10 protein-coding genes are annotated in these 5,984 nt (G+C 65.7%); 9 read left to right on the plus strand and 1 reads right to left on the minus strand.

Annotation, left to right across the window (positions count from 1 at the left end):
- The first annotated feature begins 136 nt into the window (after window positions 1–136).
- The 9 genes from AC6EI8_RS23315 to AC6EI8_RS23355 all read left to right on the plus strand — a co-directional run bounded on the left by AC6EI8_RS23315 (window position 137) and on the right by AC6EI8_RS23355 (window position 4,821).
- Window positions 137–328, plus strand: coding sequence for a hypothetical protein (locus AC6EI8_RS23315; protein WP_498382998.1), 192 nt, complete (start codon window positions 137–139; stop codon window positions 326–328).
- Window positions 262–1,134 (plus strand): RecB family exonuclease, encoded by an 873-nt coding sequence (locus AC6EI8_RS23320; protein WP_498382999.1) that lies wholly within the window; start codon window positions 262–264, stop codon window positions 1,132–1,134. Before AC6EI8_RS23315 ends, AC6EI8_RS23320 begins: the two co-directional genes overlap by 67 nt.
- A 4-nt stretch (window positions 1,135–1,138) precedes the next feature.
- Window positions 1,139–2,047, plus strand: coding sequence for a hypothetical protein (locus tag AC6EI8_RS23325; RefSeq protein ID WP_498383000.1), 909 nt, complete (start codon window positions 1,139–1,141; stop codon window positions 2,045–2,047).
- Between the two features lie 78 nt (window positions 2,048–2,125).
- Entirely contained in the window at window positions 2,126–2,641 is a 516-nt protein-coding gene (locus AC6EI8_RS23330; RefSeq protein ID WP_498383001.1) for a hypothetical protein, read from the plus strand.
- A gap of 15 nt (window positions 2,642–2,656) precedes the next feature.
- A complete protein-coding gene (locus AC6EI8_RS23335) occupies window positions 2,657–3,076 on the plus strand; it encodes a Gp49 family protein (RefSeq protein WP_498383002.1) in 420 nt (139 codons plus the stop codon).
- Between the two features lie 80 nt (window positions 3,077–3,156).
- Window positions 3,157–3,675 (plus strand): HNH endonuclease, encoded by a 519-nt coding sequence (locus tag AC6EI8_RS23340; protein ID WP_498383003.1) that lies wholly within the window; start codon window positions 3,157–3,159, stop codon window positions 3,673–3,675.
- A complete protein-coding gene (locus AC6EI8_RS23345) occupies window positions 3,668–3,868 on the plus strand; it encodes a hypothetical protein (protein ID WP_498383004.1) in 201 nt (66 codons plus the stop codon). Before AC6EI8_RS23340 ends, AC6EI8_RS23345 begins: the two co-directional genes overlap by 8 nt.
- Window positions 3,865–4,299, plus strand: a complete 435-nt coding sequence (locus AC6EI8_RS23350) for a hypothetical protein (protein ID WP_498383005.1) — start codon at window positions 3,865–3,867, stop codon at window positions 4,297–4,299. The genes AC6EI8_RS23345 and AC6EI8_RS23350 overlap by 4 nt, the downstream gene beginning before the upstream one ends.
- 225 nt (window positions 4,300–4,524) lie before the next feature.
- Window positions 4,525–4,821: a hypothetical protein gene (locus AC6EI8_RS23355; RefSeq protein ID WP_498383006.1), complete on the plus strand. Its 297-nt coding sequence runs from the start codon at window positions 4,525–4,527 to the stop codon at window positions 4,819–4,821.
- Here AC6EI8_RS23355 and AC6EI8_RS23360 read toward each other — a convergent pair.
- Window positions 4,818–5,822, minus strand: coding sequence for a tyrosine-type recombinase/integrase (locus AC6EI8_RS23360; RefSeq protein WP_498383007.1), 1,005 nt, complete (start codon window positions 5,820–5,822; stop codon window positions 4,818–4,820). The two genes, AC6EI8_RS23355 and AC6EI8_RS23360, sit on opposite strands and share 4 nt — an antisense overlap.
- Between the last annotated feature and the right edge of the window lie 162 nt (window positions 5,823–5,984).

The following is a 5,984-nucleotide window of genomic DNA, read 5'->3' on the forward strand; positions in this document are numbered from 1 at the left end:
CACGACATCCGCGACTTCAACGAGCGCATGCGGGACGAGCGCATCGCGCGGAACTGCAAGCGGCTCAAGTACGGCGTGTGGGCATTCCTCGTGGCAGTGATTGCCGCGACGATCAGACAAGCAATGGGAGTGTGAGATGACCCCGACCAAAGGATTCGACCTGCGTCACTACGTGTCGCCGCTGACCGAGGAAGAAAAGCGCCAGGCGCGCGTCGACGGGCTGCGCGAGAAGGCCAAGGCTGCGCTGGGCGACCGCTGGGTGTGCTCGCCGTCGAAGGCCCCGGCAAAGGGCCACTACAACCCGATGACAGGCGCGAGGCTGGCATGACCCGCCAGCCCGTGACCATCCGCGCGTCGTCGTTCGGCAGTCTGTTCGATTGCCCGGCGCGCTGGCTCGCCATCCACCTGGAGGGCAAGCGCACGCCGAGCAGCGCCAACGCCGCGCTTGGCACCGCTGTCCACCATGGCACCGCGTTGTTTGATGCCGGCCGGCTGCCGCATGGCACGCCCGTGCGTCTAGACGATGCCAAGGACGCGGCGTTCCAGTCCGTCATGCAGCCGGACTACGAAGTCGACTGGGATGGCGAGAAGCCCGGACGCGTCGCCGACGTGGCGGTCTCGCTCACCGAGCGCTACTGCACGCTGTACGCGCCGCGCGTCGAGTATGTCGCCGTCGAGATCAGCGTCGAATCGCTGCTGCTGACCGACCTCGACATCGTGCTGACCGGCCACACCGACCGCGTGCGCCGCGTCGCCGATGGCCGGCTCGGGATCTGCGATGTGAAGACCGGCAAGCAGGCAGTCGGCACCGACGGCACCGCGAAGGCACAAGGCCACGCGGCGCAGTTGGGCGTCTATGAGCTGGTGGCGCAGACCGCGCTGCAACTGCCGATCGACGCGCCGGCTCAGATCATCGGCCTGCAAACCAACCAGACCCCGGACAAGCAGCGCATCGGCACCGCCGAAGTGGAAGGCGCGCGCGACGTGCTGCTCGGCGACGACGAACACACCGGCCTGCTGCAGACCGCGGCGAAGCTGGTGCACGGCGAGATCGAGCCATGGGGCAACCCGAAATCGATGATGTGCCACGCGCGCTACTGCCCCAACCACGCAACCTGTTTCTGGAGACGTTGACACCATGACCCAAGCAACCGCCACCGTTACCGACCTGCGCGCCAGCGCGATCCAGCGCGAAGCCGCCCTGCCCGCCGTGCAGATGGGCTTCGGGAGCCTGCAGTCCTTTGAGCTGATGCAGCGCGGCGCCAAGCTGCTGACCGCTTCCGACTTGGTGCCGCAGCAGTTCCGCGGCAACCTGGCCAACTGCGTGATCGCGCTGAACATGGCCAACCGCATCGGCGCCGACCCGCTGATGGTGATGCAGAACCTGTACGTGGTGCACGGCAATCCGAGCTGGTCCTCGAAATTCCTGATCGCCACGATCAACACCTGCGGCCGCTTCTCGTCCCTGCGCTACGAGTGGAAGGGCAAGCTCGGTACCGACGACTACGGCTGCCGCGCCTGGGCGCTGGAGAAGGCCACGGGCGAGCGGCTGGACGGCATCTGGGTCGACTGGAAGATGGTCAAGGCCGAGGGCTGGAACACGAAGAAGGGCTCGAAGTGGCTGACCATGGCCGACCAGATGTTCGTCTACCGCGCCGCTGCCTTCTGGCAACGCGCCTACGCGCCGGAGCTGGGCATGGGACTGCAGACGGCCGAGGAACTGGCCGACGTGATCGACGTGCGCCCGGACGGCAGCTACACGATGACCTCCGAAGACCTGCGCCGCGCGGACACCTTCACGCCGCCGGCACAGCCAGCTGAGGTGGTGCCCGCTGCCGAGCCCACGCCGGCCCAACCTGAGCCGGCCGCTCGCGCCGCAGTGCAGCCCGACTTCGACGCGGACGGCTTCCGCGAGCGCATTGCCAACTGCCACGACCTGGACACGCTTGACGTCATGGCAGACGAGCTGCGAACGCTCGACGAGGACACGGCCGGCCCGCTGTATGCGGCGTGGGAACAGCGCCGCGAGGAACTGAACCGCGACTAACCGCTTTGCGGCGCGCCATGTCCCCCCGGCCGGCGCGCCGCCCTTTTCTTCCCGCACCACCACCGGAGACCACCACCGATGTTCGAGCTCGATAAGACCCCCGCGAAGCTGGCCAGCGTCAATGCGCGCGCCGAGATCCACGGCGACAAGAAAGTGCCGGCGTTCGATCTGAAATTCGAGATCGCCGCGGATAACGCCATCCTTGCCCACTTCGCGCCGGACCTGCGCAGCGCGCTGTACAAGCGCCCCGAGGATCAGGAAGACATGATCGACCCCGAGCGCCTGAGCGTCCTGAAGTACCCCGGCATGTCAGGGTTCAAATGGTCGCTCGAAGGCAAGGGCTACACCTTGGTCGTGCCCTACGGCATCGGCGGCCCGAGCGACATCCGGCTCGGGGAGGTCGACATCGACGGCTTCCGCATCGAGCCGCAGAACGGCGGCACGGTGCTGCTGACCTTCCGCGCCGTGGTGCATCCCCAGGAGGACCAGGTCGGCAAGCTGTGCAGCCTGATCCAGCAGACCGTCGACATCACGCTGACGCCGCCGGCGCCGCAGAACGTCGCCGAGCTGTTCGGCGAGGCCCAGGCGGCCTGACTTTCCACCCCCTTCATGAGCGAGACGCACATGCACAACGACCAATCCATCGAGCAGGAAATCCAAGCCAAGGGCAAGACCGCGCCGCGCGTCACGCCGGCTGACATCGAGGCGAACATCGCCAGCGAGCACTACTTCACCGCCGCCAATGGCGTTCTCGGCGCGGACGTGAGTGCTGTCGCAGCCCAAAACAACAACGTCGTCGCCGAGCACAAGTTCGATTGCCGCACCGGCACCCCACTGAGCCTGTTGACCTTCTGCGTGCTGGTGCTGCGCAACGGCTTCACCGTGACCGGCGAGTCGGCCTGCGCCAGCCCGGAGAACTTCGACCCGGAGATCGGCCGCAAGATCGCGCGGCAAAACGCGGTCAACAAGGTGTGGCCGCTGATGGGGTACGAGCTGCGCTCGCAGCTCGCTGACCGGCGCGGCGACTGACGATTCACCGAGGCCCCGCCGGACGCCAGACACGCCCACGGGAGCGGATGCAGAACGCGGCGGCCTCACCCCGACAGAGCATGACCATGACCACGATCGTAAAACGGCTCGAAGCCCACAACGAACACTGCGTCATCACTACCAAGAAGGGTGAACAGATCCTGGTTGATGCGCAGGACTACGCCGCTCTATCCGCGCACACCTGGTACGTCAATTGGTGGGGCTACGCCGTGCGCTTCGAGCGCGTCAATGGCAAGAAGATCTGCGTTCGGATGCACCGCGAAGTGATGGGCTTATCGCTGTATGACGGCAATATGGTGGATCACATCAACCGGAACAAGATCGACAATCGCCGCGCCAATCTCAGGCTGTGTACGGTCGGTCAGAACGGCGTGAATAGCGGCCCGCGGTCCCATAACCGTCTGGGGGTGAAGGGTGTGCAGAAGCACCATCGAAAATTTCAGGCACGAATCACCATCAAGGGCCGTCGCAAGTTTCTCGGAATGTTCGACACAGCAGAGGAAGCTGGCGAGTTCTTTGAACTGGCATCGGCGCTTGTGTACGGCGAGTTTGCCCCGCATGGAGGCCATCATGGATAACGACATCCTCACTCGGCTCGAGCACGAGCCCAGCTACTGCGAGCACAGCGACGCCAAGCAACTGCGGCGTGAGGCTGCCCAAGAAATCCGCCGGCTGCAGCTCGCCCTCGCAGCAGAGCAGAACCGATCGGCAAACCTGGAGGCGGTGCTCCAGCGCCGCGCGTCGCAAAGCGTTTCGCGGAGCGTGGCATGAGCGGGAAATCCTACGGCCCGACCGACGCTCAGGTCGCGCGCGCCAACCGAGATCGCGCCGCGGTATATGCGGTGATCCGCCGCGCCAGCCCCAAGGGCGTCACCCTCACCGACATCGCGCGGTACGTCGGGATCAGCGTGGACACGGCCAGGAATCGCCTTGAGGAGTTGCGGGGCCCGTCGGCAAAGCGCGTCTACATCGCCGGATGGTGCCAGCCCAACATCAAGCGCGTGCCCCTGTTCGCCATCGGCAGCCGGCCCGATGTTCCCCGCCCGAATCTGCCGCGAGACCAGAAGGGCGAGGCTCGGCTGCCCAAGGACGTCGAGCGCCTGGCGCGCAAGGACGTGAGCAAGGCGCACGAGCAGTGGAAAGCCGCGTGGGTGCCGCGTATGGACCCGGCCGCGGCGTGGATGGTGAACAGGGCAGCATGACTGCGTGATGGAGGTCGACAGATGACAACCAAAAACCGAATCCGAGACACGGACCTTGACGAGTTTGAAGAGCCGGAGGCCGAGTATCACGACGAAAGCAAGACGTGCCGGCATGGGGTATCGCCGGCATGGGACTGCGATTGGTGCGCGGAAGACCAAGAAGAATGACCGAAACCGCAGCACGCATCATCGAATTGACCCGCAAGCATTGGAATCTCGAAGACCATGGAAACCGCTGAACTGATCGACCGCATTGCCGAGGCCGTATCCGAGCGCCAGGCGCCCGCTGTCCCTCTCTCCATCCGCCTGTGGGATGCAAAGACCATCGCGGGCTACCTGCACCGCTCGCCGGCCGTCGTGCTCGAGCGCGTCGTTACGCTGCCCGGCTTCCCCGAGCCCATCCGGCTGCCGACGCAAACTGCGAAATCGAAGGGGCAGCCGCTGTGGAAAGCGGCCGAGGTGATCGAATGGGTGGAGGGCCACCGGGTAAAGACGGTGGGACGCCCCCGGAAGCCGGTCTAGCCGAGGCGCGCCGCGATGTCAGCGGCGGTGGCGTTGTAGTAGGTCATCAGCTCGTTCAGGTTCGTGTGCCCGGTCATCCGGGCCAGATCCAGCGGCTGCAGCTTCTTCGCCAGACGCGTGATCGCCTCGTGGCGGGTGTCGTGGAAAGTCAGGTCGGCAATGCCGGCCTTTTCTTTTGCCTTGCGGAAAAGGGCGTCGCGGCTGGCTGGCGACAGGGCGAACAGCGGTTTCCCCTCCTCGACCGGCGGCAGCATCCTGAGCAGCGCGATCGCGCGCGTCGACAGGGGGACATCCCGGGCGCCGCCGTTCTTGGTGAGCGGCAGATGGGCGACACGCTTATCGAAATCGACCGTCCGGCTGGTCAGCCCGAGGATCTCGCCCGACCGCATGGCAGTCTCGATCGCGAACAGAAAGGCAACCGCCACGCGCTGGGACGGCAGGACCACCGGGAGACCCTCGTGGTACCCCATCGCGAGCGTCATGCGCTCGATCTCTTCCAGCGAGATAAGGCGCTCTCGCGGCGGATTGTCCGGCGGCCGGCGCACGTCCTTCATGGGATCGTGCACGAGCCATCCCCACTCCTTGCGGGCCACCTCAAGCGCGTGCGAGAGCAGCGACATCTCGCGGGACACGGAGGCGCCAGAAACTTCCCGGGCGCGCGCATCGCGCCACGCGGCGATATGAGACGGCTTCAGGTCAGCCAATCGGATGTCGCGGAACAGCTTGCCGCCGATCTCCTTGCGCCCTATCAATTCCAGCCGCAGCTTCTCCCACCGCGCCCCACGCTTCGTCGGGCTCACCGCCCGCTGGTACTGGTCGAGCACGTCCCCAACGGTATGCGTCTTACTCCCCAAGCCGGCGGATATGGATCGCATCTCGGCCTCCCGCTGCACGGCCCAGGCCTGGGCTTGCGCCTTCGAATCGAACATGCGGCTGTCGCGCTGGCCCTTCACCGCGATCTGCACGCGCCAGCCCGTCGCCGTCTTCTGGATTGATGCCATGGGGAACCCGTGGGTAGAAATTGGGGAAGCGGGGGCGATTATATGCGAATGAATGCGGGAATTTGTCGGCGGAGGTGACGTGCCGAATGCCCCGCGGCGCCTTGCTGGGCGTGGCTTTGAGGGTAAAAGCGAAGGATTGCGTGGGATGCCCGAAAAGGGCTG

Source organism: Cupriavidus sp. R6-3 (genome assembly GCF_059772245.1).

Excerpts from the sequence above, each read along its gene's own strand:
- AC6EI8_RS23315 (WP_498382998.1), top strand. The coding sequence starts at position 137 with ATGACCCCGACCAAAGGATTCGACCTGCGTCACTACGTGTCGCCGCTG.
- AC6EI8_RS23325 (WP_498383000.1), top strand. The coding sequence starts at position 1,139 with ATGACCCAAGCAACCGCCACCGTTACCGACCTGCGCGCCAGCGCGATC.
- AC6EI8_RS23330 (WP_498383001.1), top strand. The coding sequence starts at position 2,126 with ATGTTCGAGCTCGATAAGACCCCCGCGAAGCTGGCCAGCGTCAATGCG.
- AC6EI8_RS23335 (WP_498383002.1), top strand. The coding sequence starts at position 2,657 with ATGAGCGAGACGCACATGCACAACGACCAATCCATCGAGCAGGAAATC.
- AC6EI8_RS23340 (WP_498383003.1), top strand. The coding sequence starts at position 3,157 with ATGACCATGACCACGATCGTAAAACGGCTCGAAGCCCACAACGAACAC.
- AC6EI8_RS23345 (WP_498383004.1), top strand. The coding sequence starts at position 3,668 with ATGGATAACGACATCCTCACTCGGCTCGAGCACGAGCCCAGCTACTGC.
- AC6EI8_RS23350 (WP_498383005.1), top strand. The coding sequence starts at position 3,865 with ATGAGCGGGAAATCCTACGGCCCGACCGACGCTCAGGTCGCGCGCGCC.
- AC6EI8_RS23355 (WP_498383006.1), top strand. The coding sequence starts at position 4,525 with ATGGAAACCGCTGAACTGATCGACCGCATTGCCGAGGCCGTATCCGAG.
- AC6EI8_RS23360 (WP_498383007.1), bottom strand. The coding sequence starts at position 5,822 with ATGGCATCAATCCAGAAGACGGCGACGGGCTGGCGCGTGCAGATCGCG.